Origin of the sequence: Rheinheimera sp. UJ63, assembly GCF_021568285.1 — a bacterium.
Lineage (GTDB): Bacteria > Pseudomonadota > Gammaproteobacteria > Enterobacterales > Alteromonadaceae > Alishewanella > Alishewanella maricola.
The window spans coordinates 215,924-240,324 of sequence record NZ_JAKGTQ010000001.1 but is presented as its reverse complement, the minus strand read 5'-3'; the positions used below and the strand labels follow the sequence as shown (position 1 = coordinate 240,324).

Below are 24,401 nucleotides of genomic sequence, written 5' to 3'. Positions count from 1 at the left end.
ACTGTTGTCAATCGATCAGCGTGGTAGCCGCGCGCAGGAGAAAGCATGTTAAAGCGTGAAATGAATATTGCAGATTTCGATCCGGAATTATGGCAATCCATGGTACAAGAAACTGAACGTCAAGAAGCCCATATCGAGCTTATCGCTTCAGAAAACTATGCCAGCCCTCGGGTATTGCAGGCGCAAGGTTCACAGTTAACGAATAAATATGCCGAAGGTTATCCGCACAAGCGTTACTACGGTGGTTGTGAATTTGTTGATTTAGCCGAAGATTTAGCCATTGCACGTGCCAAAGAATTGTTTGGTGCTGACTACGCTAACGTACAGCCACACTCTGGCTCACAAGCTAACTCAGCGGTATTTTTAGCGTTATTAAACGCTGGCGATACCATTTTAGGTATGAGCTTAGCGCATGGCGGTCACTTAACGCACGGTGCGAGTGTCAGCTCATCCGGTAAACTTTACCATGCTGTGCAATATGGCCTGCATCCTGAAACCGGCGTGATTGATTATGATCAAGCCGAAGCCTTAGCGCTAGAACACAAACCTAAGCTGATTATTGCTGGTTTCTCTGCTTATTCCGGTATTGTTGATTGGCAGCGTTTCCGTGATATCGCGGATAAAGTCGGTGCATACTTACTGGTTGATATGGCGCACGTTGCCGGTTTAGTGGCGGCGGGTTTATATCCAAACCCCGTACCTATTGCTGATGTCGTGACAACGACAACGCACAAAACCTTAGCCGGTCCACGTGGTGGTTTAATTTTGGCGCGTAAAAACGAAGCCATTGAGAAAAAGTTAAACTCAGCGGTGTTCCCTGGTGGCCAAGGCGGCCCTTTAATGCACGTTATTGCGGCAAAAGCGGTAGCCTTTAAAGAAGCCTTACAGCCTGAATTTAAAGTGTATCAGCAACAAGTGTTACTAAATGCCAAAGCCATGTGTGCTGAGATGATCTCTCGCGGTTACAAAGTGGTATCAGGCGGTACGGAAAACCACCTGTTCTTGATGGATCTCATCGACAAAGATATTACCGGTAAAGAAGCGGATGCGTGGTTAGGTTTAGCGCACATTACCGTTAATAAAAACTCAGTGCCTAACGACCCACGTTCACCTTTTGTGACCAGTGGCTTACGTATTGGTACTCCGGCTATTACCCGTCGTGGCTTTAAAGAAGCTGAAGCACGTTTAGTCGCCACACTGATTTGTGAAGTGTTAGACAGCCGTGGTGATGAAGCGGTTATTGCATCCGTCAGAGCCCGTGTTTCTGAGGTATGTAGCCGTTTCCCAGTTTATGCGTAAACTAAAATAACATGTTATGATGGCCGCAATTGCGGCCATTATTTTATCCGGCCATCTCAAAAAGTCCCGATAGGGTGATATAGAGAGCTCAGCATGTTTTGTCCCTTTTGTAACGCGGATGACACCAAAGTCATTGATTCTCGTTTAGTCGCCGACGGTCATCAAGTGCGTCGGCGTCGTGAATGTCTAGCTTGTCATGAACGTTTTACGACCTTTGAAGCTGCCGAACTGGTAATGCCGCGCATTATTAAGCGTGATGGTTCGCGTGAGCCTTTTAACGAAGATAAATTGCGCAATGGCTTATTACGTTCGTTAGAAAAACGCCCGGTATCTACCGAAGAAATCGAACAGCTGATCCATAAAATTAAATCGCAATTACGCGCAACGGGCGAACGTGAAGTCGGTAGTCATTTGCTGGGTAATTTAATTATGGATGAGTTAGTTAAAGTCGATAAAGTGGCCTATGTGCGCTTTGCTTCTGTGTATCGCTCATTCAAAGATATTCGTGAGTTTGGCGAGGAAATTGCCCGCTTGGGAGAGAAGTAACGGTGTCCTTTTCAGAAGCCGATCATCAGTATATGACGCTGGCGTTAAGCTTAGCTGCGGCTGGGCGTTTCACCACCGATCCTAATCCTAATGTGGGTGCGGTGTTGGTGAAAAACGCTCAGGTTATAGGGCAAGGCTATCATCGACAAGCGGGGCAGGGCCATGCCGAAGTGTATGCTTTACAACAAGCCGGCTCTGCTGCAGCAGGCGCGACTTGTTATGTCACGTTAGAGCCTTGTGCGCATTATGGTCGCACCCCGCCTTGTGCCGAAGCGTTAGTAAAAGCTGGGGTCAGTCGCGTGGTGATTGCCATGTTAGATCCGAATCCACTGGTGGCAGGCAAAGGCGTCGCTATCCTCGAAAGAGCAGGGATCAGCGTGCAGCATGGTTTGCTTACGAACGCCGCCCGGGCGCTTAATCCGGGTTTTCTCAGTCGGATGGAACGTCAACGACCTTATGTTTGGCTAAAAATGGCCGCCAGTTTAGATGGGCGCACCGCGTTAGCTAATGGCGTAAGTCAGTGGTTAACCGGGGATGTTGCCCGTGATGATGTGCAGCAGTATCGAGCGCAGAGCAGCGCGATTTTATCAACGGCGAGCACGGTATTAGCCGACAATGCACGCTTAACCGTGCGACAAACCGCCAGCGAGGCCATTAGCTGTTTAGCCGATGGTAACCTTCGCCAGCCACTGCGTGTCATTTTGGATCGGCAACAGCGCTTAACGGGGGCTGAAGCCTTGTTTAGCCAAGGTGGCGCGGTGTTAATTTGCTATGACGGCACACAAGCGGCAAAACAACTTAGCGCCAGTGCGGTTGCGGTAACGCAATGGCCTGTTGCATTGTTGCCATCAGGCCAATTCGATTTATCGGCTTTGCTTAAAGTGTTACATCAGCAACAGATCAACAGTGTCTGGACGGAAGCCGGCAGTACGCTAGCCGGGGCCTTATTGCAGCACGGTTTAGTCGATGAATTGATCTTGTATCAAGCGCCACTCCTATTGGGTGACTGTGCTCAACCCTTAGCGAAATTGGGCGATTTCCAACAATTAACCGCTGTACCGCATTTAACACTGCTGGATGTACACCAACTCGGCAACGATATTCGAATTCGGGCGAAGCCCACTACAGCAAATGTTGCCAACCCAACAAAAGAGAGCTGATATGTTTACCGGTATTATTGCTGCCACAGGTCACATTAGCCGCTTAACCGCTAAAGGCGGCGATTTAGAAGTGCAGATCCACAGTGAGCAGTTAGATTTTAGCGATGTGCAGTTAGGGGACAGTATTGCCAGCAATGGGGTCTGTCTTACCGTTACCCAATTGCTAGCCCAAGGCTTTGTCGCTGATGTATCCGCTGAAACACTCGCCTTAACCCGCTTTAGTCAGTATCAGGTGGGGCAGAGAGTGAATTTAGAAAAAGCCTTATTAGCCACCGGTCGATTGGGTGGTCATCTGGTCAGTGGTCACGTTGATGGCGTAACCGAGCTGCTGCGTATTGAAAAAACCGCGCGCGCCTGGCAACTGTGGTTTGCTATGCCTGCGGCGTTAGCCCCTTATTTAGCGCATAAAGGTTCGGTGACCATTGATGGCGTCAGCCTAACCGTAAATGAATTAAGTGCCACAGCCTTTCGTTTAACGATAGTGCCGCATACGGCTGCGCAAACGACATTGCTGCAGTTGCAAAAAGGCAGCTTGGTCCATATAGAGGTGGATCTGATCGCGCGTTATTTAGAACGCTTACTCCATACTAAAACACCTGCCCCTACAACAGGTGTTGATCTGGCGTTGTTAGCGCAACGCGGGTTTTTATAAAGAAGGTTAGCTATGCAACTGAATACACCTGCAGAAATTATTGAAGATATCCGCCAAGGTAAAATGGTTATTTTGATGGATGATGAAGATCGCGAGAATGAAGGCGATTTGGTGATGGCCGCCGAGTATGTCACGCCTGCTGCCATCAATTTTATGGCAAAGTTTGGTCGTGGCTTAATTTGTTTAACCTTATCGAAAAAACGCTGCCAGCAACTCAACTTACCCTTAATGGTCGACGCCAATAAATCACCGTTTGCTACCAACTTCACGGTATCCATTGAAGCTGCAGAAGGCGTGACCACCGGTATTTCAGCGGCCGATCGCGCCAAAACAGTGAAAGCGGCGGTGGCGCGTGATGCTCGCCCAACAGATATTATTCAGCCTGGGCATATCTTTCCTTTAATGGCGCAAGATGGCGGTGTATTAGTTCGTGCCGGCCATACTGAAGCCGGTTGTGATTTAGCGCGGTTAGCCGGGCTGGAACCTGCAGCTGTGATTGTCGAAATCCTTAATGATGATGGCACTATGGCGCGCCGTCCGGATCTCGAAGTGTTTGCGAAAGAGCATGATATTAAAATCGGCACCATCGCTGATTTAATTGAATACCGTAATCTCAATGAAACCACCATTGAAAAAGTGGCGACTTGTCAGTTGCCAACCGAGATGGGCGACTTTGAATTAGTGACCTTTAAAGACACTATTGATAATCAGTTGCACTTTGCTTTAGTAAAAGGCGAGATTGTCGCTGACGAGCCAACCTTAGTGCGGGTGCATTTACATAATACCTTTAATGATTTATTGCTGACCACTCGTGGCACTAATCGTAGCTTCCCGCTGCATACCGCCATGCAGCGCATTGCTGATGAAGGTGGCGTCTTGGTGTTGTTAGGTAAGCACGAAAGCACCTCAGAGCTAGTACAGATGGTGCAACATTTTGAAGCAGAAGATAAAGGTGAGAAACCGCCAGTGGCACCTTGGAAAGGCACCTCACGAAATGTAGGTGTGGGTTCACAAATTTTAGCCAGTTTAGGCGTGAAGAAAATGCGCTTATTAAGCAAGCCGATTAAGTACCATGCGTTATCCGGCTTTGGTCTGGATGTAGTGGATTACGTTTCTGAATAAGGCTATGCCCGAGTGTCAGAAATTATGCTATTATGCACGGCTAAATTTTGACGGCAGTTAAATAGTAAGGACAGGTCATGCAGGTAATTGAAGCAGGCTATGCAGCAAATGGTAAGAAAATTGCGATAGTAGTCGCACGCTTTAACGGTTTTATTGTTGAGAGTTTACTCACTGGCGCCATCGACACTTTGCGTCGCGTGGGTAATATCGCTGAACAAGACATCACTGTCGTACGTATTCCAGGCGCTTTTGAGTTGCCATTAGCGGTACAACGTGTTGCTGCAACCAAGAAATATGATGCGATTGTGGCTATTGGTGCGGTGATCCGTGGTGGCACACCACACTTTGAGTATGTCTCTGGCGAGTGTGTCAAAGGTATTGCCCAAGTGGGTATGCAGTATGACCTACCTGTGGCTTTTGGCGTTCTAACCGTAGACAGTATTGAGCAGGCGATTGAGCGTGCGGGTACTAAAGCCGGTAACAAGGGCGGCGAAGCAGCCATGTCGGCACTCGAAATGATCAATGTGCTTGCACAGCTGTAACAGGAAGCACAGATGAAACCTAACGTCCGTCGTCAATCTCGCTCACTCGCTGTACAAGGCATTTACAGCTGGCAAGTTAGCCACAACCCGATAGCTGACATTGAGCAGCAATTGTTATTGGAAAATAATGTTAAACATATCGATGTTGCGTATTTCCAAGACATTTTACGCGGTGTGGTATTACACCATTCCAAATTAGACGAAGCGATTAAACCGTATCTCGAGCGCCCGTTCGAAGATATCGACTTAGTCGAAAAAGCGGTATTACGTGTTTCAGCCTATGAACTGAAGTACCGTTTAGATGTCCCCTATAAAGTGATCATCAATGAAGCTATTGAATTAGCCAAAGCCTTTGCGGCTGATGATAGTCATAAGTTTGTGAACAGTATCCTGGACAAAGCGGTCAAGGTATTGCGTCCAAATTAATGGAGAAGCCGACGTCAGTCGGCTTTTTATACGCTATGGGTGAATTTGATTTAATCGCGCGATATTTCTCGAATATCGGCGTGAAGCGCACTGATGTCAGTATTGGTGTCGGTGACGATGGTGCGGTGTTACAGGTGCGTGATGGTTACGACATCGTTGTTACAACGGATACCATGGTCGCGGGGACTCACTTTTTTCCTGATGTTGATCCGCGTGCACTTGGTCATAAATTAGTGGCTGTCAATGTGAGCGATCTAGCCGCGATGGGGGCAGAGCCAACATGGTTATCGTTGGCGATGACGTTACCCTCGGCAGATGAAAGCTGGTTAGCGCAATTTGCTGCCGGTTTGCATGAAACCGCCGAATACTATAATTGCCAATTGATAGGGGGGGACACCACACGTGGCCCACTCAGTTTCAGTATGATGGCTAAAGGCCAAGTACCGCGTGGTAAAGCCATTACCCGTGCCGGTGCTAAAGTGGGTGATTATATTTATGTCACGGGTACACTGGGCGATGCAGCTTTGGGCTTAAAGTTGGTGCAAGGACAATGCGAGATCAGTAAAAAGCATCAAGGCCATGTGTTACAGCGTTTTCATTATCCCTCTCCTCGGGTTGCTTTAGGTCAGGCGCTGCGCAATACCGCCAGTAGCGCAATGGATATCTCTGATGGCTTAGCCGGTGATTTACCGCATATCTTACGTCGCTCGGCAGTAGGGGCTTATGTTGATATTCAACGTTTACCCATGTCACAAGCGTTGAAAGATAGCTGTACAGCAGAAGAAGCCATGCAACTGGCGTTATCGGGTGGTGAAGATTACGAGTTACTCTTTACCGTACCAGAGAATCGCCGCGGCTCACTTGATGTGCTACTGTCGCCTTATGGCGTGCCAATCACCTGTATTGGCCGGATCACTGGGGCGGTGGGTAAACTGGAATTAAAAGCCGGTGAACAGCCTTATGCGTACCAACATCAGGGGTTTCAACATTTTCTATGACAACAGCAAACAGCAAAGCCCGATTTCAGCTGGGTAAATGGCAACATTTTTTAGCCCTGGGTTTTGGCAGTGGTTTAGCACCAAAAGCACCGGGTACCTTTGGTACTTTGGCGGCACTGCCGTTGGTTTGGTTACTTAGCCTTGCCGGTCAACCTTGGTTATTGCTATTTATCGTTTTAGGAACTTTACTGGGTATTTATGTTTGTGGCAAAGCGGCAGCCGATGTGGGTGAACATGATCATGGCGCCATTGTTTGGGATGAAATTATCGGTTTTGCTCTAACGATGCTCTTGGTGCCCATCAGCTGGCAAAGCCTGTTGCTGGGCTTTATCTTGTTTCGGTTGTTCGATATTTTAAAACCTTGGCCTATCAGCTGGTTTGATCGCAAGGTACACGGTGGTTTCGGTATTATGCTGGATGATTTACTGGCCGCGTTACCTGCTTTAGCCATCTTGCATCTATTGGTGTACCTGTCATGGTTAAACTAAGGGCTGTGACCACACCGTAATCACTATCACCAAGGAGGGCTGCATGTCTCGTTTTCTGTTCATCATCTTTGTTTTGATGTGTCAGAGCGCTTTGGCGGCCCCACCTTCCGTGTATGACTATGATCTGAAGCACTGGACCAGTGCCGAAGGCTTATCAAGCAATTCTGTTCGAGCGATCACGCAAGATAAACTTGGCTATATCTGGCTTGGTACTCTGTATGGTTTAAACCGTTTTGACGGCCAACATTTTGAAGTATTTAGTAATGAAACCCATCCGAAATTAGCCAGTAATGCGATTACCCGTTTACTGACTGACAGTGACGGTAAAATATGGATCGGTACCAAAGCGGGTTTGTCGGTGTTGGATCCTGCCACTCTAGAATTACAACGCTTACCGATTTACAGTGAAGTGACTTCGCTGCTTGAAGTGGCGCCAGGCGAGATTTGGGTCGCCGCTGATCAATTATTTAGTGTGCAGCAAGATAAGGTACGCCGGGTCGAGCAAGTCAAAGCGGTGGTCAGTCAATTAGCCCAAACCAGTGAGCAGATCTGGGTAATGGCCAGCGATTATTTGCATCAGCGCTCGGCTGACGGCAGCTGGCAGCAATTCGCCTTGCCACTTGCATTAGCACAAAACCCCGTATACGACTTAGCATGGACCGATAACGGTTTACATATTGCCAGTGAAAACGGTTTATATCAGTTACAAAGCGACGGTGAGATCACCGCGCAGTTACTGCCTGACAACACCATGGCACCGGTATATCGCTTGTTACAAGATAATACGGGCGCGCAATGGCTTTCTTCTTATCGTAAACTATTTTTTCAATATCCCGGACAAGCTTGGCAAACGGTTACGGTTGCCGAACTTGGCAGTTCACCTTGGTTTAGCCGGGTGTTTCAAGATAAAGAGCATAATATTTGGCTGACCAGTTTCAGCGATGGCATTTTTATGGTCAATCGCAGTCAAATTCGTCGGTTAGTTCCCGGCAGCGATCCCATTATTCGCAGTGTCTCACTTACACCTCAAGGTAAGCTGTTATTAGCCAGTCAAAGCGAAGTGGGCTATTTAGACATGGCTGAACGTTTTCAGCCCTTGATCGCTGCCGAACAATTGCAAGGGCAAACGGTACATGCTCTCTATTGGCCTAGCCCTGAGCAGCTATGGCTGGGGCTGGAGCGAGGTTTATACCAATATGATGTGAAAACGGCCCAGCTCAGCGTGTTATTTCCCCAGTTGCAAGGCCAAGCCGTTAGGGTGGTGAAACCGGCGGAACAGGGCGGCATTTGGATCGGTAGTCTTAATGGTTTATATCATGCACAAGATAATGTTTTAACCTTACTTCCCTTTAACGCCGAATTAGAATCTAAACAGATCACCACTTTAAGTCAGCATAAAGGCCAAGTGTTGTTTGGCACCAGTCGTGGTTTATACCGTTGGCAAAATGCACAATTAACTCGTTTAGGCATCGGCAGTGCCCTTTATAACGCTTATATTTTAGCGACATCAGTGTTACCCGATGGCACTGTGCTGGTGAGCACTTTAGATGATGGTGTGTATATTCAAAGACCCAATAACGCGTGGTTACATTTGCACAGCGGTAATGGTTTATTACATGGCCCTGCCTTAAGTTTTTATTTTCACCAGCAGTCGGGTTGGCTCTGGGTGAGCACGCATAAAGGGATCTTTCGTTTACGCGTCGACAGTTTGCCGCAAGCGGCCGATGAGGGGTTTCGTTTAGAAGAAGTGCTATCGCCCTACGATAGGCAGATGGGCTCGTTAACCAGCCGTTGTTGTAACGGTGCCGGCCAGTCTAAAGTGGCGTTCTGGCAGCAACAGCTATGGTATCCAACATTACGCGGTTTGGTTGCGGTACCTGAAGAATTAGATAGTACTACCCCCAAGACATTAAGACCCATTTTGAAGAAAATCAGTGCTCAGCAAAGTTATCCGCTGTCGGGTCAACAACTGCGGCAAGTTCTGGAACGGCAAGAGCGCAATCTAACCATCAGTTATTCAGCGCTTGAATATACTCGGCCTGATAGTGTGATTTTTCGTTATCAGTTAATGGGCTTTGATCAGCAGTGGCATGAAGTGGTCGATCGGCGCGAAGCGGTCTATACCAACCTGCCACCTGGCAACTTTACCTTTAAATTACAGGTAAGGTATAACTATCAACATTGGTTGGATGCCCAAGAAACGCAAATTCAATTAGTGATCCCGCGCCGCTTTGATGAAACCTTGGTGTATCGCTTGCTGTGGCTCTGTTTGTTATTGTGTTTGTTTTATGGCTTATTTTGGCTTTATCGGCAAAATAACTTACACAAACAGGAGCAATTAACCAGTTTGGTGCGACAACGTACCCAAGAATTAGAAAACACCAATCAAAAGCTGAATGAATTGAACGAGCAACTCAGTCAATTAACGCATCGTGACACCACCACCGGCTTACGTAATAAACGCTTTATGTTTGAGCAACTGCCTAAAGATATCGAGCACTTTCAGCGCAATCGTCAAGCGTTAACCGAGCAGGGTAAAACCATCGCGTTGTTGCTGCTTGAACCTGATCATTATCAGCAAATTCTTTTAAAGTATGGCGTTAGCACGGCGGATAGTTTGTTACAACAATTAAGCTCGTTATTAAGTCGAGAAACCCGCGGCTCAGATTATGTGGTGCGTTTTGTTGATGCACGTTTTGTTTTAGTGTTTCGTGATATCGCGCAAGAGTTGGTGGCATCTTATAGTTGCCGGTTGCTAGAACAGATTGCGGCCAGTCATTTTACGCTGCCCGATGGTGAAGTGATTAATCTAACCGCATCTGGTGGTTATGCACTTTATCCGTTACCTTTACTCGGTGGCCAGTTGTTGAATTGGGAAAGCTCAATGCAATTAGCCGAGCAGGCATTACTGCAGTTAAAAGCTCAAGGTTTAAGCGCGGTGGTGGGCAGTTTGGCATTTGCCAGTCAATTAGATGCGTTTGAATTTGAAGAAAGTGTTGATTTACCGTTGCAGATTAATCGCTTGTTAGCTGAAGGCTTGATTTGGTTAGAGCAGCATCGGCTTTAACACGGCTCTAGCAAAGACGACACCCGCGTTTTGGGTGTCGCCTGTCTAGCGCTGACTACTCTTCTTTTAATAAACGCTGCGCTTGTGCCAAAATACCGGCACTGTCTAAGCCTAATTCTTGATAAATCTCTTGTTGCGTACCGTGTTTAATAAACTCATCTGGTAAGCCTAGGTTGAGGATCTGGCCTTGATAATGTAGCTGCACCAAGTACTCATTTACCGCAGAGCCGGCACCGCCCATAATGGCGTTATCTTCAACGGTCATCACGTAACGGTGATCCACGGCTAATTGTTGTAACAGTGCAGTATCCAATGGCTTAACAAAGCGCATATCAACTAAGGTGGCGCCAAGCGCTTTGGCCGCTTGCTCACAGGCGCCAAGCAGTGGACCAAAGGCTAAGATAGCCAGTTCTTTACCGCGCTGTACCACTTTTGCTTTACCCAGTGGTAATAACTCCATCGTTGTTGCGGCCGCTTGGTTGTTACCGCTACCTCGTGGATAGCGAACGGCGGCCACCCCGTTATGTTGATAGCCGGTATAAAGCATCTGCCGGCATTCATTTTCATTAGATGGCACCATAATGGTGATATTGGGAATGCAGCGTAAAAAGCTGATATCAAAAGCACCTTGGTGAGTTGGGCCGTCAGCGCCTACAATGCCTGCGCGGTCAATGGCGAACAACACATCTAATTGTTGCAGCGCCACATCGTGGATCAGTTGATCGTAACCGCGTTGTAAAAAGCTCGAGTAAATAGCCACTACCGGTTTTAAGCCCTCAATGGCCATGCCTGCGGCCAGCGTCACCGCATGTTGTTCGGCGATGGCGACATCAAAATAGCGCTTAGGAAAGCGTTTTGAAAACGCCACTAAGTCAGAACCTTCTCGCATGGCAGGGGTAATACCTTGTAGCCGCTCATCTTGCTCTGCCATATCGCAGATCCACTGGCCAAATACATTGGAAAAGGTTGGTGCACTGGCTTTTTTGGCCGGTTGCGTTTTAGCCGCAGGATCAAATTTTGCGACCGCATGATAACCAATCGGATCGGCTTCGGCAGGGGCATAGCCCTTTCCTTTTTTCGTGACGATATGCAGTAGCTGAGGGCCTTTAAGCTGGCGCATATTGCGAATGGTATCGACCAAGCCTAATACATCGTGACCATCAATTGGGCCGATATAATTAAAGCCAAGCTCTTCAAAGAATGTACCGGGTGTTACCATGCCTTTGAAATGTTCTTCAGCGCGGCTGGCTAACTGATGTAAGGGTGGCATGTTGCTGAGGATTTTTTTGCCGCCCTCACGCAAGCTAGTATAAAAACTGCCCGATAAAATGCGGGCAAAGTATTGGTTTAACGCGCCAACGTTCTCTGAAATAGACATTTCATTGTCATTTAAGATCACTAGCATGTCCGGTTTAATTTCACCTGCGTGATTTAAGGCTTCAAATGCCATACCTGCTGTAATGGCGCCATCACCGATAACCGCAACAACTTTACGTTGATTCTTAGCTTGTTGTGCTGCCACTGCCATGCCTAAGGCTGCGCTGATGGAAGTACTGGAGTGGCCTACCGATAACACGTCATAGACACTTTCTTCCCGATACGGAAAAGGGTGCAGGCCTTCTTTTTGGCGGATGGTGTGCATTTGATGACGACGACCCGTGAGGATCTTGTGTGGGTAAGCCTGATGGCCTACATCCCAGATCACCCGATCAAAAGGCGTGTTGTAAACATAATGCAGGGCAACAGTCAGTTCGACGGCACCTAAACCTGAGGCAAAATGACCACTACTTTGGCTAACGGTTTTTAATAAAAACTGCCGCAGTTCATGGCTCAGTTGGGGTAAGGTTTCCTGAGGTAATTGCCGAAGCTCATCGGGCAAATTAGCCTTAGTTAACAGTGGATATTCCGTCATATCAATTTGCATAACAAATGCCTATGTTAAAACTTTCTGGCAATAATATAGTGGGCAAAGCGTGCAAGCTCAGCCGTATCGTAGGGTAGCCGTTCGAGTGCGGCAAGGGCTTCTTGATAAAGTTGTGCCGCTTTATCTTTGGCACCGGCAAGCCCCAGTAAGGCCGGATACGTAGCTTTGTTGGCTTTAAGATCAGAACCCTGTGTTTTTCCTAAAGTGGCCGTGTCGCTTTCAATGTCCAGAATATCGTCCTGCACTTGAAAGGCCAAACCCAGCGCACTGGCAAACTTTAACAAATCCAGCAGGATCTGTTCATCTTCTACCGGGCTGGCGTAATAGGCTAGTTTAACTGTGCTTTCAATTAATGCACCCGTTTTTAAACGATGCATTAACTCTAATTTCTCTAAAGTGATTTTTTGATTGGTTTGTGCCAAGTCTATCGCTTGGCCGGCACACATGCCGGTGGCACCCGCTGCTTGTGCCAGCGTTTTCACCATTAACACCTGCCTACGCGGGCAAACCTGTTGGTAATCATGACTGCTCAATAGCTCAAAAGCAAAAGCTTGCAGTGCATCTCCGGCTAAAATCGCCGTGGCTTCATTATAAGCTTTATGGCAAGTAGGTTTGCCGCGGCGCAAATCGTCGTTATCCATGGCCGGCAAGTCGTCATGAATTAATGAATAACTGTGGATCGCTTCAATGGCCACTGCTGGGGCATCGAGATCAGCCAGTTTGGCACCTAACATTTGACCTAGGCTATAAACCAGAAAAGGTCGAACCCGTTTGCCACCCAGCAATAAACTGTAAGCCATGGCGTCATGCAACAAAAAGTTCGTTGGAACTGTTGTGGTAAGCGCCTGTTGCAGTTGTTGTTCCACCCGCTGCTGAAATAGCGATAGACTGGTTGGGGCCAAGGTTAGTCTCCTGTTTGCGGCTCAAACGGCTGCAGAGGTTCAGGTTGTTGTTGCAACAAAATCTGGACTTTTTGTTCCGCAGCGTGCAGTTGCTGCTGACTGTGTTTGACCAAACTGATCCCACGCTCAAATTGGCCTAGGGCTTGCTCTAACGACAGCTCACCCTGTTCCAATTGTTGGACGATGTGTTCGAGTTCTTGGATGGATTGTTCAAATTGGCCTGGGTCTGCAGATTTTTTACTCATATTATTCCCCAAAAAAACTGTGCGCAACCTTATCGTAGCAGGCTATTATGGTCAATGAAATTGCGTATAGTAACGACTAAATTGGTATTCTTTGCTGATTTATTGCTTAATGATTCAGAGTTAAGGTCGATAACTAGTTTGCAGCTGATATAAAATAACTAAAATCAAGATTCAAAAGCCAGCCCCGGCACTGTTTTGGAAGGAGTAGGATGTGGATTTAGCGACCTTAATCGGATTGATTGGCGCAATTGGCTTTATTGTAATGGCGATGTTTATCAGCAGTAGCGGTGACGTCGGCATGTTTGGTGATTTGGTCTCGGTGCTCATTGTATTTGGTGGCTCGGTATTTGTTGTACTGTCTAAATTTACGTTGGCACAATTTCTCGGTGCGGGTAAAGCCGTGGCAAAAGCCTTTATGTTTAAAATTGAATCACCAGAAGAGCTGATTGAAACCGCTGTGCAATTAGGTGGTGCCGCCCGTCAAGGTGGTTTTTTAGCCCTAGAGGAGGCTGAAATTCCCAATGGCTTTATGCAAAAAGGCATTAATATGCTGGTGGATGGTCATGACGCTGATGTTGTGCGAGCTACCATGCAAAAGGATATTTCGTTAACCGAAAAGCGCCATGAAACGGCTATTGCCATTTTTCGTAGTCTGGGTGACGTCGCACCGGCCATGGGGATGATCGGTACCTTGATTGGTTTGGTGGCGATGTTATCTAACATGGATGATCCTAAAGCCATCGGCCCGGCGATGGCGGTGGCACTGTTAACGACGTTATATGGCGCCTTTGTCGCCAACGTTATTGCCATTCCGTTGGCCGACAAATTAGCGATCCGCAACCAGCAAGAAAAACTGAACAATATGTTGATCTTAGATGCGGTATTAGGCATTCAAGATGGGCAGAATCCAAAGGTTATTGAAGGGATTTTACGTAACTATTTAGCGCAAAATAAACGCGAAGTAGCAGGAGAGGCGGCATGAGTGACGAAGAAGAATGCAAATGCCCACCGCCTGGGTTACCCGCTTATATGGGAACCTTTGCTGATTTAATGGCGCTTTTGATGTGCTTCTTCGTGTTGTTATTAGCATTTTCTGAAATGGACGTGTTGAAGTTTAAACAAATTGCCGGCTCTATGAAGTTTGCCTTTGGTGTGCAAAATAAAATTGAAGTGGATGATATCCCGAAGGGAACCAGTGTTATTGCCATGGAGTTTCGCCCTGGGCGGCCTGATCCCACGCCAATTGAAACGATCCAGCAGCAAACCATGGAAATGACCCAGCAAGTCATTGAATTTCAAGCGGGTGAAGAAGACTCTGCCGGTGGGCGCCAAGATCAACGCGATGATCAAACCGGTGGTCAATCGGCATTAAATGCTGAGGACCAAGAAGCCGCCGATGCCAAAGCGGCCGCTGCCGCAGAAGCCGCCCAAGAGCAGGTTAATGAAACGGTGAAGAAGCTAGCTGAAGAGCTGGAGCAACAAATCGTTGACGGCGCAGTGGAGTTAGAATCATTGGGGCAGCAAATCATTATTCGTATCCGCGAAAATGGCTCTTTCCCGTCGGGCTCTTCTTTTTTACAGCCGCGCTTTATCCCGATAGTGCGGCAAATTGGGGTGATGCTCAATGATATTCCCGGTGAAATCACCGTCAGTGGGCATACCGATGATTTTCAGGTGGGTGATGAGTTACATGCCAACAACTGGGATTTATCGGCTAAGCGAGCCGTTTCAGTGGCCACCGCCTTAATTGCCGCGCCGGGCTTTGATCGAAACCGCATTGTCGTGGTAGGGCATGCTGATACTCGCCCCTTGATGCCAAACAATAGTGAGCTGAATCGTCGGCGTAACCGGCGTGTCGAAATCTCGATTATGCAGGGCAAGCCGAAGGTGTCTGATCCGATCAGTTTTGAACCGGCAGCGAATCCTTAAGTCAGCAAACGCCTAATCGCTTGATTAGGCGTTTTTGTTACGCTTGGTTATAATGCGCAACATTGTTAGCTAAATGCGCCCATCATGCTCGAATTTATTATTAAGTTGCATCCTGAAATCGCCATCAAAAGTAAGTCGGTGCGCAAGCGTCAAACGTTGCTGGTGGAGCAGAATCTCAGAACCTTACTAAAACATCTGCCGCATAAAGTGAAAGTCACCGGTTATTTTGACCACCTAACGGTCACTAGCCAATACGAGACGAGCGCTTGGCGCCAAGAATTAATTACACGTTTAAAATGTATTCCCGGCATTGTGGCCTTTGCTCAGATGCAAACGCGCCAGTTCACTGATTTAGCCGATCTATTCCAACAAGTTGCGGCGGTTTATCAATCGCAAATTATCAACAAAAGCTTTTGTGTTAGGGTGAGACGCCAAGGGGAACATGAATTTAGTTCACTCGACGCCGAGCGTTATATTGGTGGCGGCTTAAACCAATTAGTCAATAGCGCGCGAGTGCAATTAAAGCAGCCTGACTTAGAGATTAAATTAGAGATTAAACAGCAGCAATTTTTACTGGTCACCGAGAGCTTTTCAGGCATGGGCGGCTTACCGATCCCATCGCAATCGGATGCCTTGTCGTTGATCTCGGGCGGCTTTGATTCGGCTGTTGCCAGTTATTTAATGATCCGCAAGGGTTTACGCACGCATTATCTGTTCTTTAATTTAGGCGGTGCAGCACATGAGAACGGTGTGCGCGAAATCGCCTTTTATCTATGGAAAACCTATGCGGCCTCGCATCGGGTGAAGTTTGTCAGTGTCGACTTTGCCCCCGTTGTGGCAGATATTTTGGAACATGTACCCACGGGGTTAATGGGGGTCGTTTTAAAACGCCTGATGATGCAGGTGGCCAGCGCTATGGCTGAAAAGCTTGGGATCTCGGCAGTGGTCACCGGTGAGAGTATTGGCCAGGTTGCAAGTCAAACTCTGGCTAACTTGGCCGTGATCGATCAAGCGAGCCCCAGCTTAGTTTTACGGCCGCTTATTTATCATGACAAACAAGATATTGTGGATTTAGCACGACAAATTGGTGTGGCCGAGTTGGCGGGAAGTATGCCGGAATATTGTGGCGTGATTTCACAAAATCCGACGGTGAATGCCATCCTCAGCGAGGTCATCACAGCCGAAGCACAGCTCGATCCGCGCAGGATAAATCAAGCCATTGAGCAAGCTAAAATCCTCGATATTCGAACCGTTGAATATCAAGCAGAACAACAAGCGGGTGTTATCGCTACCGAGGCGATATTACCGGCTAACGCGATCGTGTTAGATATTCGCAGTCACGACGAAGTCGACGCGCGGCCACTGCAATTACAGCAGCATCAGGTACTGACCATTCCGTTTTACCGTTTAGCCACGGCGTTTGCACAGTTAGATCAGCAACAGCAATATTACTGTTATTGTGAACGTGGCGTGATGAGTCGTTTGCAGGCTTTATTGCTGCAAGAGATGGGATTTAACAATGTTGCAGTGTATCGGCCTTAATTATCTTGCAGCGCTTGCCATAGCGCTTGATTGGCCGGAACCGCTAGCTGATGTTTTGCCGCCGTGGCGACAATAAAGCCGGTGATCACGCTAAGCTCGGTGGGGCGGCCATGGTAATGATCTTGCTGCATTGATGAATAGTTATTGGCCGTCGCGGTGATCACCTGTTGCACTTGCGCAAAGGTTGCCGCAAACGGCAAATCAATCTGTTCAAGCGACGCCAGCTGACAGACTTCGCTGACAATTTGCTGCAATTGAGGTTGATGCTCTGCCGCCGCTAAAGCACCATTTTTACAATTTAACACTGCAGTGAGCGGGTTAATAGCCGCATTAATCGCCAGCTTTTGCCATAAAGCCGCTATGATATTCTCGGTGACAGTTAACGGGCCTAAAGCCTGATTTAAAGCCGTGAAAACGGCTTTGCGTTGTGCACTCGCGGCCTCATTCAGTGGGCTGAGCATACTTTTACCTTGGCCAGTATGGCGGATCTGCTCTGCTTGTCGTAAGGCACCATGGCTAGTCGTTAAAAACCAGATCCCTTGCTTAGCCCGTGCAAATTGCCGCAATGCCGCAAGGTCTGGCATACCATTATGGGAAACGACAATTTGGGCGTTGTCAGTGAGATGAGGTTGTAGTTGGGCTAAGGCCTCGGTAACGGCATAGGCTTTTACCGGTAAAAACAAGGCATGGATGGGGGAGACTGCCGCTTGAAAATGGCATTGTTGCTCGGTGTGATCTAGCGCCAAAAAGCGCACGCTTAACAATTTAGGTTGACGCAACCACAAACGTACTGGCGTATTAGCCTGTTGCCAACGACAGGCAGCAAGCAGGCCAATAGCGCCTTGGCCAACGACGGTCCAGTTTAACGCTTGCTGCGTGGTCGCCATAAATGCCACAGTTTACGCACAACAAAAAAGGTTAAAACCCCAGCCATATCAGCTACCCAATCCCAAAAATCGCCAGTGCGTCGCGTATAGTTTTCTTGTATCACTTCAATTAAGGCGCCATAGATTGCCAGTAAAAGTAGAATCTTCCAAAACACTGCTCGAAAGCCTTTCCAAATTAAGCCACTGAGTACAAAGAAAATACCAAAATGGGCCACTTTATCGAGATTTTCAATTTTAAAAAAAGACAACTCGCCAGCAAGCTTGTGGCCGTTAATCTCGGCCATAAAGCCAAAAGTGGCTAACAGCAGACATAATAAAAACAAAAAGCGATAAAACGATTGCGGCACGTTCTCATCTCCGATAAATGGGGCTCGGATTGTAGCAGTTTTCTGGTTATAATCACCAGCATAGACCGAGATAGGAGAGCAAGATGCCCGCTTTTGATATAGTTTCTGAAGTTGACCAGCAAGAGGTACTAAATGCGGTTGATAATGCTAACCGTGAATTACAAACGCGTTTTGATTTTCGCGGCGTAAATGCTGAATTTACCCTCAAAGATAAACAAATTAACATGGTGGCTGAGGCAGAGTTTCAGTTACAGCAAATGCTCGAAATCTTTTTTGCCAAAGCGGTGAAACGCAATCTAGATGTGCGCTCTTTTAAAGAAGGCGATGTGGTGCACTCGGGTAAAACCTACAGTTTAGCGTTATCGCTGCGCCAAGGTATCGAAACGGATATGGCGAAAAAGTTGGTTAAATTGATTAAAGACAATAAGTTAAAAGTGCAAGCCGCTATTCAAGGCGATCAAGTGCGCGTTACTGGTAAAAAGCGCGATGATTTACAAGAAGCTATCGCGGCGGTGCGTGCAGCTGAATTAGAGCAAGCTTTTCAATTTACCAACTTTCGCGATTGATTTGCAGTTAAGACTTCTAGAAGTCTATTGACTTAACGCTGATTCAGCGTAAACTTGCGGCGGCTCTTGATAGAGCCGCCGCTTTTTTAGGTGCTTGGTCGCTGCTTTTTAACGTCATCGACCAAGTTAAACGGGAATCTGGTGTAAAACCAGAGCTGCCCCCGCAACGGTAAGCAACTTAAAGTATTTCATCCGCCACTGTCGCAAGATGGGAAGGCGAAATACTCGCGTCAGCAGGTTGTTAGCCCGGAGACCGGCCTAAAAGTCCTTCAAACCAAAGAAATGTGCGGTGGGCACATTGCTGGAGTATCTATGTTTAAACCTTCTTGGGCGCTGCTTTTGTCAGCCGTGCCTACTGCTGTATCCGCGACTGACGCGGTCGAACATATCAGTGTTTACGCTAATCGTACCCCTTTAGCCACTTCCGAAGTGTTAGCCAGTGTTTCGGTGCTAGATCGTGCAGATATTGAGGCTCGTCAAGCCAGTGATTTACCTGCTTTATTAGCGCAATTACCCGGTATTACGATTTCTCGTGACGGTGGCCGTGGCCAAAATAGCGGTTTGTATTTGCGTGGCGGGAATAATGGTCATACGCTCGTATTGATTGACGGCGTGCGCAGTGGCTCTGCCACCTTGGGTTATAAAACCTTATCGATGTTGCCTTTAGCGTTAATTGAACGAATAGAAGTGATCCGTGGTCCTCGAGCGGCATGGTATGGTGCTGACGCCTTAGCTGGGGTGATTGCTATTACTACTCGTCAAGCCCGCGGCGTGGAATTAACTGCGGATGTTGGCAGTTATGGGCAGGCTGGTGCTGGTATTAATGCCAGTCAACAACAGGGTGATCTGACCTTGAGTGCCAGTGCGGGGTATAGCCGAGCCGATGGTTTTAATGTGCGCAGCGATTTAGATAACGATCGTGATGGTTACCAACAACGTTTTGCCAAACTGGCTGCAGCCTATCAAACAGGGTTTGGCCTTTGGCGTGGTCAGGTGGATGTTAACTCCGGTTTTTATCAGTTTGATACGGCCTGGGGCAGTGAAGATCAAGCGGAAACGTTAAACCGCAGTTATTTGTTGGGCTGGGAACATCAGCAAGGATCATGGCAACATCAAGCACAATTCAGCCGAACGCTGGATGATGACACGACTTATGGGCCTGTTTCGCAAAGCCCTTATGTGACTGAGCGCGATGAATTTAACTATCAGGCAACCACCGCATTGACAGATAGCCTATCGGGTTTAGCGGGCGTGAACTGGTATCAAGAAAGCGTAGCGCGCTCTGGCGTAGCCTATGTGAAGGATAATCGCCTTAATCGTGCCGCCTTTGCTGGTTTACAATTTGCTGCGCAAGGCTTGCGTTTAGACGGGGCAGTGCGCCGCGACCTTACCGAGCAATACGGTGGTAACACAACCTGGCAATTCGCCGCAGGTGTTGATCTTAGTGATGCGATGCAGCTCAGACTGAGCCGGGGTTCGGCTTTTAAAGCGCCGACCTTTAACGACTTGTATTATCCTGGTAGTGCCAATCCCGATTTACAACCAGAAAGTACCTTGTCGGATGAAATTGCACTGAGTTATCAGTTAGCCGCAGCGACGTTGCAGTTAGCCTGGTTTAAGCAAGATGTCGATAATCTGATCCAGTTTGATTTTGCGACCTACACGCCACAAAACATTGAACGTGCCAAAATTTCTGGCGTGGAATTCAGTGTTGATCTGCGTTGGGATTCGTTACAGCAAACTATCAGTTATAGCTGGTTGGACACTGAAAACACCTTGACTGGGCAGCGGTTAGCGCGCCGACCTGAGCACAGTGTGAATTGGCGCTTGACGCAACAATGGCAGCAGTTATCGGCATTTGTGACGGCGGATTACCAAAGCGATACCTATCAAGGTGAGTATGCCAGTAGCCCATATCTAGGGGGCTTTACTGTGTTTGGCGTGGGCGGCAGCTTTGCATTATCCCCAGCTTTATCGCTCAGTGCTAAGGTGGATAACCTGTTTGATAAACATTATCAAACCAGTTCGGGTTATGAAACAGCCGGTGTAAACTTTGGTTTAAGCCTGCAATATAAATTGCCTTAAACGCTTGATGCTTAATCGCTAAAGAGAAACCCAGCGCTGTCTTTTGCCACCTAGGTTGTTATCATTAGGTGGCAGTCGGCGCTGGATTTATTTTAACAGGTGCTGAAATTGGCTGCGAAATTTCGACATTTTCGGTGAAATGACCCAATGACAGTAGCCTTGCTGTGGGTTTTGCAAATAATAGCCTTGATGATAACTTTCTGCTGGATAAAACACACTGGCCGGGCTGATCTCGGTCACAATCGGTTGTTCAAATAACTGTTGTTGTTCAAGCTCGCTTATTATCGCCGCGGCTTCGGCAGCTTGCTCCGCGTTATGGCTAAAAATAACGCTGCGGTACTGAGTGCCGACATCATTGCCTTGGCGATTAAGTTGGGTAGGGTTATGTAAGCTAAAAAACAGCTGGCATAGTTGTTTAAAGCTGATCTGGCTATCGTCATAACTCACTTGTACCACTTCCGCGTGGCCGGTTTCACCGGTGCAGATACTCTGATAATCAGGATTGAGGGTATGACCTCCCATGTAACCGCTGATGGCCGCGTGTACACCGGTGACTTCATTTAACGCTGCTTCTAAACACCAAAAACAGCCTGCGCCGAACGTGGCAATCTGTGTACTCATCTCTTCTCCTTGCATCAACCGTTGATCGTGCCTGTCGGCTAATACGTAATGTAAAACTTAATAGATTATAACACGCCGGAGTAATAATGACGTTGGCAGTAATTGGTGCCGGAATGGCCGGGTTAAGTTGTGCCTATGCGCTGCAACAAGCGGGACATCAGGTTGCGGTTTTTGATAAAGCACGCGGCGCCGGTGGCCGCATGAGCAGTAAGCGCAGTGCTGAAGGCTATTTAGATCTCGGCGCCCAATATTTTACGGCGCGGCAGCCCTTATTTCAGCAGCAAGTTACACAGTGGTTAAAGCAAGGCGTGGTCAATCGTTGGTTAGCACCCATGTATCAATATCGTGCTGGGCAATTAGCGGCTTCCCCCGATGCTGAGCAACGCTTTATTGGTACGCCGGCGATGCACAGCCCACTTCGCGCGATGGCCGACACCTTAGAATGCCACTTTAACTGCCGTGTCAGCACCATAACAAACACGGCAGAGGGCTGGTTTATTCAAAACGAGCATGCTGAACAGTTTGGACCCTTTTCTCAGGTGATCTTGGCGATCCCACCAGCGCAAGCTGCCGCATTATTACCAGCGCCATTAGCGGTGACGTTACCCACCCATTTATTACAACCTTGCTGGGCCGTGAGTTTACAACTAAGTAAGGCTACGCAGCATGCCGCCGGTGGTATTTTTGTTAAGGATCAGGCATTTGGTGTCAGTTGGATCAGTCGGCAAAACAGTAAGCCTGGACGCAGCGTCGCTGAAAATTGGCTGGTGCATTTTACGCCTGAGTTTAGCCAACAGCATTTAGAGCAAGACGCTGTTTTTTGGCAGCAACACGCTCAGCATGCCTTAAGCGGAATTTTAGGCTTGACCAAGCAGAGCGTGGCGGTGAGTCATGCGTTATGCCATCGTTGGCTGTATGCCCAGCAACAGCAGGTGCCAGATAGTCATTTCCAAGATGCAATAGCGCCGGGTTTGTGGTTAGCCGGCGATTGGACACGTGGTGGTCGGGTTGAAAATGCCTGGCTAAGTGGTTATGAATTAGCTCAGAGGATCCAGCATGGCTGAACATTGGCTTATTATTGGTGCAAGCGGCGGTATTGGCCGTGCTTTTGTTGATCAGTTATTGGCACAGGGCAAGCACGTGTCGGCAATCAGCCGACAACCGCTAACCGAAAAAGTAGCAAATCTGGCGTGGTATACACTGCCGCAGGCCGATGCGCCTGAGGCGGCATCGGTATTGACGACTATTTTTAGTCAACCGGTGACGGCTATCGTGTTATGTCAAGGCTGGTTGCACGGCGATAGTATGCAGCCAGAGAAAACCATCCGGCAACTGAGCGCTCAAGCGATGCAGCAAAGTTTCCAGGTTAATATTATGAGTCCGGCCTTGTATTTACAGTCTTTGTTTCCTTTTATCCAAAAACTGCCCCATATCAAATTAGCCGTGCTCAGTGCCAAAGTGGGCAGTATTACGGATAATCAGTTAGGGGGCTGGTACAGCTATCGGATGAGCAAGGCAGCGCTGAATATGTTGGTTAAAACAACCAGTATTGAATTGGCGCGCTACAACAAAACGGCCAGTTTAGTCAGTTTACATCCCGGCACCACGGATACGGCGCTATCTGCGCCATTTCAGCGAAATTTACCCGAAGGGCAGTTACAAAGCGCGCATGCCACCGCGGAGCGTTTATTGCCGATTATCGCAGGCTTAAGCCCAGAGCAATCCGGTCAATTACTCAATTGGGATGGGCAAGCGCTACCTTATTAAAGCTTACCGTTTTTTTGTGCGCCATGTCGCTGATCTGAACTGAGACGCTCGTTAGCGAAACTTATCATCAATTCAAGCAAGAGGATCCTTATGCGTTTTTTCAGCAAGCATCAAGCCTTAACACTGGGCAGTTGCCTTGGACTCTTACTGTTAACGCTAACGGCTTGTTCGCAAAAACAGCCGGTCAACAATGTGGCTTGGCAGCAACAGTTAAGTTTACCCTCAGTACAGCAAGCACTGAGTGTTGCCGAAAATTTGTCGCGTGATGTTGAACAAATCAGTTTTGAATGGCTGGATCCGGCTCGTGAACGCAGTGTACCAGCATTATTGTTCAAACCGGCTGCAGCACAACAGGCGAAAGCCTTAATCGTGTTCTCACATGGTTTAGGCGGCTCAAAAGAGCGTTATGCTTATCTGGGGCAATATTGGGCAAGTCAGGGGTTTGCGAGTTTGCATTTACAGCATGTTGGCAGCGATCGCAAAGTGTGGCGAGGTAGCCGTTTATTATTACCCTTTCGTTTAATGGATGCGGCCGATGATACTGAAGCACTGGCTCGGGTAGAGGATGTGAAATTCGCTTTAGATCACATTCTAGCCTCAGAGTATGCCGGGCAGTTTGACCAGCAGCATATTGTGATGGCTGGACATTCTTATGGTGCTAACACCGCTATGCTATTAAGTGGGGCACAGGTGAAGCAGGATGGCCGTTTGGTCAGCCTAAAGGATGAACGGATCACGGCGGCCATTTTGATTTCAGCCCCGCCTTTTTACAATAAACAGCCGCTGTCTCAGGTACTATCTGATATCAGGATCCCAACGCTGCACATCACCACCACCGAAGATGAAATCACAGTGCCTGGTTTTTACTCTGCACCACAAGATCGGCTTGAGCTGTATTACGCTATGGGCAGTCAATACAAAGTATTGGCCGTGTTCAGTGCCGGCAGTCATAATATTTTTACCAATTGGCGACGTAGTGGTGACTCTGAGCCTCAGCAGCAAGTGATTAAAGCGGCTACACAGGCTTTATCAAGCGCGTTTATCGCGCAAATTACCAGTGGAGATGATCGTGAATTACGGCAATGGGCGCAGCAGCATCAACCCGTGTTAGCAAACTTTATACGTTCGGATACGGTTGCGCTACGCTAAGGCGTTGCTAGCGAAGGCCGCGTGGTATTAGGCGGTCTTAATGATATCATTTCAATGCAATTATCCCTTTGTGTTGTGGCTCTTTCTATCGCACCACTGACACAGGAATAACGGGCTGACAATGCTGTTTTAACCCT

Annotated in this window: 24 protein-coding genes and 1 riboswitch; of the genes, 18 read left to right on the top strand and 6 right to left on the bottom strand. The window is 47.9% G+C overall.

Going from position 1 to position 24,401, the window contains the following annotated elements; translation table 11 throughout:
- Positions 1-45 precede the first annotated feature (45 nt).
- The 10 genes from glyA (at position 46) to L1N97_RS01030 (ending at position 10,300) form a co-directional block, all read left to right on the top strand.
- On the top strand, positions 46-1,299 hold the full coding sequence (gene glyA, locus L1N97_RS01075; protein WP_229584950.1) for a serine hydroxymethyltransferase: 1,254 nt from the start codon (positions 46-48) through the stop codon (positions 1,297-1,299).
- 93 nt (positions 1,300-1,392) lie between these two features.
- Positions 1,393-1,845, top strand: coding sequence for a transcriptional regulator NrdR (gene nrdR / locus L1N97_RS01070; RefSeq protein ID WP_226749825.1), 453 nt, complete (start codon positions 1,393-1,395; stop codon positions 1,843-1,845).
- Between the two features lie 2 nt (positions 1,846-1,847).
- Positions 1,848-3,005: a bifunctional diaminohydroxyphosphoribosylaminopyrimidine deaminase/5-amino-6-(5-phosphoribosylamino)uracil reductase RibD gene (gene ribD, locus L1N97_RS01065; protein ID WP_236128580.1), complete on the top strand. Its 1,158-nt coding sequence runs from the start codon at positions 1,848-1,850 to the stop codon at positions 3,003-3,005.
- Between the two features lies 1 nt (position 3,006).
- Positions 3,007-3,657: a riboflavin synthase gene (locus L1N97_RS01060; RefSeq protein WP_236128579.1), complete on the top strand. Its 651-nt coding sequence runs from the start codon at positions 3,007-3,009 to the stop codon at positions 3,655-3,657.
- A 12-nt stretch (positions 3,658-3,669) separates the two neighbouring features.
- Positions 3,670-4,779 (top strand): bifunctional 3,4-dihydroxy-2-butanone-4-phosphate synthase/GTP cyclohydrolase II, encoded by a 1,110-nt coding sequence (gene ribBA, locus L1N97_RS01055; protein WP_236128578.1) that lies wholly within the window; start codon positions 3,670-3,672, stop codon positions 4,777-4,779.
- A 77-nt stretch (positions 4,780-4,856) separates the two neighbouring features.
- Positions 4,857-5,321 (top strand): 6,7-dimethyl-8-ribityllumazine synthase, encoded by a 465-nt coding sequence (ribH, locus tag L1N97_RS01050; protein WP_236128577.1) that lies wholly within the window; start codon positions 4,857-4,859, stop codon positions 5,319-5,321.
- A gap of 12 nt (positions 5,322-5,333) precedes the next feature.
- Positions 5,334-5,747 (top strand): transcription antitermination factor NusB, encoded by a 414-nt coding sequence (nusB, locus tag L1N97_RS01045; protein WP_226749830.1) that lies wholly within the window; start codon positions 5,334-5,336, stop codon positions 5,745-5,747.
- Positions 5,747-6,745: a thiamine-phosphate kinase gene (gene thiL / locus L1N97_RS01040; RefSeq protein ID WP_236128576.1), complete on the top strand. Its 999-nt coding sequence runs from the start codon at positions 5,747-5,749 to the stop codon at positions 6,743-6,745. The genes nusB and thiL overlap by 1 nt, the downstream gene beginning before the upstream one ends.
- Positions 6,742-7,233 carry a phosphatidylglycerophosphatase A family protein gene (locus tag L1N97_RS01035; protein WP_236128575.1) on the top strand — a complete coding sequence of 164 codons (492 nt, stop codon included), beginning with the start codon at positions 6,742-6,744 and terminating at the stop codon, positions 7,231-7,233. The genes thiL and L1N97_RS01035 overlap by 4 nt, the downstream gene beginning before the upstream one ends.
- A 43-nt stretch (positions 7,234-7,276) precedes the next feature.
- Positions 7,277-10,300 carry a two-component regulator propeller domain-containing protein gene (locus L1N97_RS01030; RefSeq protein ID WP_236128574.1) on the top strand — a complete coding sequence of 1,008 codons (3,024 nt, stop codon included), beginning with the start codon at positions 7,277-7,279 and terminating at the stop codon, positions 10,298-10,300.
- Positions 10,301-10,355: 55 nt separating this feature from the next.
- On the opposite strand, the gene dxs is transcribed toward L1N97_RS01030, so the two are convergent.
- From dxs to xseB, 3 genes are read right to left on the bottom strand one after another with little or no spacing between them, the layout of a single operon-like run.
- On the bottom strand, positions 10,356-12,224 hold the full coding sequence (gene dxs, locus L1N97_RS01025) for a 1-deoxy-D-xylulose-5-phosphate synthase (RefSeq protein WP_236128573.1): 1,869 nt from the start codon (positions 12,222-12,224) through the stop codon (positions 10,356-10,358).
- A gap of 14 nt (positions 12,225-12,238) precedes the next feature.
- Positions 12,239-13,126: a (2E,6E)-farnesyl diphosphate synthase gene (gene ispA / locus L1N97_RS01020; RefSeq protein ID WP_229584957.1), complete on the bottom strand. Its 888-nt coding sequence runs from the start codon at positions 13,124-13,126 to the stop codon at positions 12,239-12,241.
- 2 nt (positions 13,127-13,128) lie between these two features.
- Positions 13,129-13,371, bottom strand: coding sequence for an exodeoxyribonuclease VII small subunit (gene xseB, locus L1N97_RS01015; RefSeq protein ID WP_229584958.1), 243 nt, complete (start codon positions 13,369-13,371; stop codon positions 13,129-13,131).
- Between the two features lie 211 nt (positions 13,372-13,582).
- On the opposite strand from xseB, the gene pomA reads away from it, so the two are divergent.
- The 3 genes from pomA (at position 13,583) to thiI (ending at position 16,842) form a co-directional block, all read left to right on the top strand.
- Positions 13,583-14,353 (top strand): flagellar motor protein PomA, encoded by a 771-nt coding sequence (gene pomA, locus L1N97_RS01010; RefSeq protein WP_229584959.1) that lies wholly within the window; start codon positions 13,583-13,585, stop codon positions 14,351-14,353.
- Complete coding sequence (locus L1N97_RS01005) at positions 14,350-15,300, top strand: flagellar motor protein MotB (RefSeq protein WP_236128572.1); 951 nt, start codon at positions 14,350-14,352, stop codon at positions 15,298-15,300. Before pomA ends, L1N97_RS01005 begins: the two co-directional genes overlap by 4 nt.
- A gap of 84 nt (positions 15,301-15,384) precedes the next feature.
- A complete protein-coding gene (thiI, locus tag L1N97_RS01000; protein ID WP_236128571.1) occupies positions 15,385-16,842 on the top strand; it encodes a tRNA uracil 4-sulfurtransferase ThiI in 1,458 nt (485 codons plus the stop codon).
- On the opposite strand, the gene L1N97_RS00995 is transcribed toward thiI, so the two are convergent.
- Both L1N97_RS00995 and L1N97_RS00990 read right to left on the bottom strand, forming a co-directional pair.
- Complete coding sequence (locus L1N97_RS00995; RefSeq protein WP_236128570.1) at positions 16,839-17,729, bottom strand: ketopantoate reductase family protein; 891 nt, start codon at positions 17,727-17,729, stop codon at positions 16,839-16,841. The genes thiI and L1N97_RS00995 overlap by 4 nt on opposite strands.
- The gene (locus L1N97_RS00990) at positions 17,705-18,076 is read right to left on the bottom strand and encodes a VanZ family protein (RefSeq protein ID WP_229584963.1); all 372 of its coding nucleotides are present in this window, start codon (positions 18,074-18,076) and stop codon (positions 17,705-17,707) included. Before L1N97_RS00990 ends, L1N97_RS00995 begins: the two co-directional genes overlap by 25 nt.
- An 83-nt stretch (positions 18,077-18,159) precedes the next feature.
- Between L1N97_RS00990 and L1N97_RS00985 the strand changes: the two genes are divergently transcribed.
- Together L1N97_RS00985 and L1N97_RS00980 are read left to right on the top strand one after the other, a co-directional pair.
- On the top strand, positions 18,160-18,642 hold the full coding sequence (locus tag L1N97_RS00985) for a YajQ family cyclic di-GMP-binding protein (protein ID WP_226749841.1): 483 nt from the start codon (positions 18,160-18,162) through the stop codon (positions 18,640-18,642).
- A 71-nt stretch (positions 18,643-18,713) separates the two neighbouring features.
- Positions 18,714-18,918, top strand: a riboswitch (cobalamin riboswitch).
- Positions 18,919-18,954: 36 nt separating this feature from the next.
- On the top strand, positions 18,955-20,727 hold the full coding sequence (locus L1N97_RS00980; RefSeq protein ID WP_236128569.1) for a TonB-dependent receptor domain-containing protein: 1,773 nt from the start codon (positions 18,955-18,957) through the stop codon (positions 20,725-20,727).
- Between the two features lie 87 nt (positions 20,728-20,814).
- On the opposite strand, the gene msrA is transcribed toward L1N97_RS00980, so the two are convergent.
- On the bottom strand, positions 20,815-21,348 hold the full coding sequence (gene msrA / locus L1N97_RS00975) for a peptide-methionine (S)-S-oxide reductase MsrA (RefSeq protein WP_229584965.1): 534 nt from the start codon (positions 21,346-21,348) through the stop codon (positions 20,815-20,817).
- An 86-nt stretch (positions 21,349-21,434) separates the two neighbouring features.
- On the opposite strand from msrA, the gene L1N97_RS00970 reads away from it, so the two are divergent.
- The 3 genes from L1N97_RS00970 (at position 21,435) to L1N97_RS00960 (ending at position 24,264) form a co-directional block, all read left to right on the top strand.
- Positions 21,435-22,412 (top strand): NAD(P)/FAD-dependent oxidoreductase, encoded by a 978-nt coding sequence (locus L1N97_RS00970; RefSeq protein WP_236128568.1) that lies wholly within the window; start codon positions 21,435-21,437, stop codon positions 22,410-22,412.
- Positions 22,405-23,115 (top strand): SDR family NAD(P)-dependent oxidoreductase, encoded by a 711-nt coding sequence (locus L1N97_RS00965; RefSeq protein WP_236128567.1) that lies wholly within the window; start codon positions 22,405-22,407, stop codon positions 23,113-23,115. The genes L1N97_RS00970 and L1N97_RS00965 overlap by 8 nt, the downstream gene beginning before the upstream one ends.
- A 90-nt stretch (positions 23,116-23,205) precedes the next feature.
- Positions 23,206-24,264 carry an alpha/beta hydrolase family protein gene (locus L1N97_RS00960; RefSeq protein WP_236128566.1) on the top strand — a complete coding sequence of 353 codons (1,059 nt, stop codon included), beginning with the start codon at positions 23,206-23,208 and terminating at the stop codon, positions 24,262-24,264.
- Positions 24,265-24,401: the final 137 nt, after the last annotated feature.